Source organism: Persicitalea sp., assembly GCF_041751555.1.
In the GTDB taxonomy this organism is placed as follows: domain Bacteria; phylum Bacteroidota; class Bacteroidia; order Cytophagales; family Spirosomataceae; genus Persicitalea.
In genome coordinates, this window is record NZ_JBGSXF010000414.1 from 1 (window position 1) to 2,510 (window position 2,510).

The 2,510-nt window shown below is 54.3% G+C and carries 1 protein-coding gene and 1 pseudogene; both read left to right on the plus strand.

The window, feature by feature from the left end:
• Nucleotides 1-195 (plus strand): annotated as a pseudogene (locus tag ACEW8P_RS14550) (hypothetical protein); the annotation flags it as partial.
• A 200-nt stretch (nucleotides 196-395) separates the two neighbouring features.
• Nucleotides 396-2,246 (plus strand): helix-turn-helix domain-containing protein, encoded by a 1,851-nt coding sequence (locus tag ACEW8P_RS14555; RefSeq protein WP_373513804.1) that lies wholly within the window; start codon nucleotides 396-398, stop codon nucleotides 2,244-2,246.
• The last annotated feature ends 264 nt before the right edge of the window (nucleotides 2,247-2,510 follow it).

The window sequence follows — 2,510 nt, forward strand, 5'->3', positions numbered from 1 at the left end:
GGCAAAGAACTGCACCGCGAGTCGGTGGGCCGCAAAGTCCAGAAGTACGCCTGCAACTTCGACCTTTCGAAGGTCGCGGACGGCGACTACACCATCGAGATCGCCAATGGTACCGAGGTGCAGCGCAAGTCCATCAGCCTGAGCAGCGCCGAGGTAGTGAAGGAACCCGCACGCACGCTCGTGGCCCTAAACTGATTTTTCAGAATGTGGTGTGTCGTATAGCGTACCACGTTCTGCATTATAGATGGGTCTCAAATCGCAGGGACACGCCGCGATTTGAGACCTATCGGTTTGTGGTTGCCGCTTAATAGAAACTTTGGCAGATTACCGACCAATAAATATACTTTAACCGGAAAACAGTATCTTTAAAGCTTGGATTAGCTCGACTTATTCGGATGATTTCGGCAGAACACACACTACTTGAAAAATTAGACGACCTGATCGACGAGAATCTGGACGATTCTTCTTTTTCGATCAATGGGATCTGCGAGACGTTGGGCGTCAGTCGGTCGCACTTGCACCGTGCCGTTAGGGATCAAACCCAAAACTCGACTTCCCGCTATATCCGTCAGCGGCGCTTGCTGCGGGCCAAAGAGTTGCTCATGGGGACGGATCTGCGGATTTCGGAAATTTGCGATGCGGTGGGAATCACCAATCCTCAGAATTTCAGTACCTACTTCACCGAGGAGTTCCAGGTCAGTCCCACTCAGTTCCGTAAATATCATACCGAGCCGGAGAACTTAGTTGCCCCGCCATCCGTAGGGCCGGCGGCCCGCCCGGCCCGCCGCCGGCCCTATGCCGTCCTCGCGGCTATAGCGCTGCTTCTTATCGGGGCGGGTTGTTATCAGTGGTTCAAACAAACTTCCGAGGCTGTAGCACCGGAGGCCAGTTCGCTGGCCGTGCTGCCCTTTACCAACCTGGGAAATACCGATAGCAACCCAGCCTGTGAGTCGATCATGGACGATATATACACGTCGGCAGCGCTTATCGATAACCTGAACGTCATTGCGCGCTCATCGTCCGACCGATTCAAAGGCACCGGGAAGGGCATTCTGCAAATTGGCGAAGAACTCCGGGTGGCCCATGTGCTGAAAGGTAGTTTTTTGCGAACCGACGATCAGGTTCAGATCAAGATCGACCTCGTCAGCACCCAAAAAGACGGACGCTCCTGGACGAAGAACTACCACGCGGCCTACAAAGATATTTTCCAACTCACCGAACAAATCGTAACCGATATAGCCCGGCAACTCGAACGGACGAGGGGGGCGTCGGCCGCCGAAAAGCTGCAACTAGCCCGTACCCAAAACATAGAAGCCTACAACGCCTTTTTGCAGGGAAGGCAATTGATGAATACCCGCACCAACGCGGATTTGTTGGCGAGTATCGCCCGCTTCGAGCGGGCCATCGCGCTCGATTCCACCTTCGCCGAAGCCTACGCCTACCAGGCCGCCGCCCACTTGTTGTTGCTAGGCCCGAACGACGCCGAGGCGCAGAAGCAGCGTCGGTTGACGGAGCAAACCGCACTAAACGCCATTCGTCTCGACCCGACCAACAGCACGGCCTACGCGGTGCTGGGTGCACTGTATCACACCACCCAACAGTGGCAAGCTTCCGAGACGGCCTTTCGGATTGCGCTGCAGCACAACCCGAACGATGCCCAGGCCAACTATTGGTACAGCCTGTTGTTGCGGTCGGTAGGAAGGGTCGATGAAGCCGTCACGTACAGTACCCGCGCCGTGACGCTCGACCCGCTGTATCCGGTGATTCTGGCCGGGCATATTCTCAACTGCACCTACGCCGGGCAGTTCGGGTTGGCGAAAGAAAACATTGAAAGCGGACGGGTACTTTTCAACAATTCGTTCGCCTATCATATGGTGAAAGCATACTACAGCATGAACCAGGCCGACTACGCCCAGGCGGTCGCCGCCTTCGAGCGGGGTATGGAATTGAACCCCGACGACAAAGGACAAATTCCCTTGCTAATGTACTGCGAAGCCAAACGGGGAAACCGCCAAAAAGCGGACGCTTTTATTCAAGGGCTAGTCGGCGCCAGTCCCTGGGAAAATTACCAGCGGGCGGTGGTGTACGCCGGATTGAGCAAAGCCGATAGTTCGCTTTACTACCTTAAAAAAGCCGCCGATGGCGGCTACTACTTCCGCGACACCAAGGTAATTCAGGTATTCGAACCCTACCATTCGAGCCTGACTTTCCGGGCCGTGCTTCGTCGCTACAATCTGGCTGACTGATTCCCGTAATTTTCTCAAATGTACCCCCCGGGCGACTCGCTTAGAGGCGATGAATCGTGTCTTTACACGAAAGCCAATCGGGAAAACTATTCTTGACATCCCCTTCTCCCAAGGCTTGTTCATATAACTTTTTCCTATCAAAATTTGGCAATTGTCAGTCTGAGCGGAGTCGAAGACCGTCCAAACGGGAGGTCTTCGACTCCGCTCAGACTGACATCTCTCCAATGTTTTGGTAGAAAATAATTTTTATGAACAAGCCCTCTC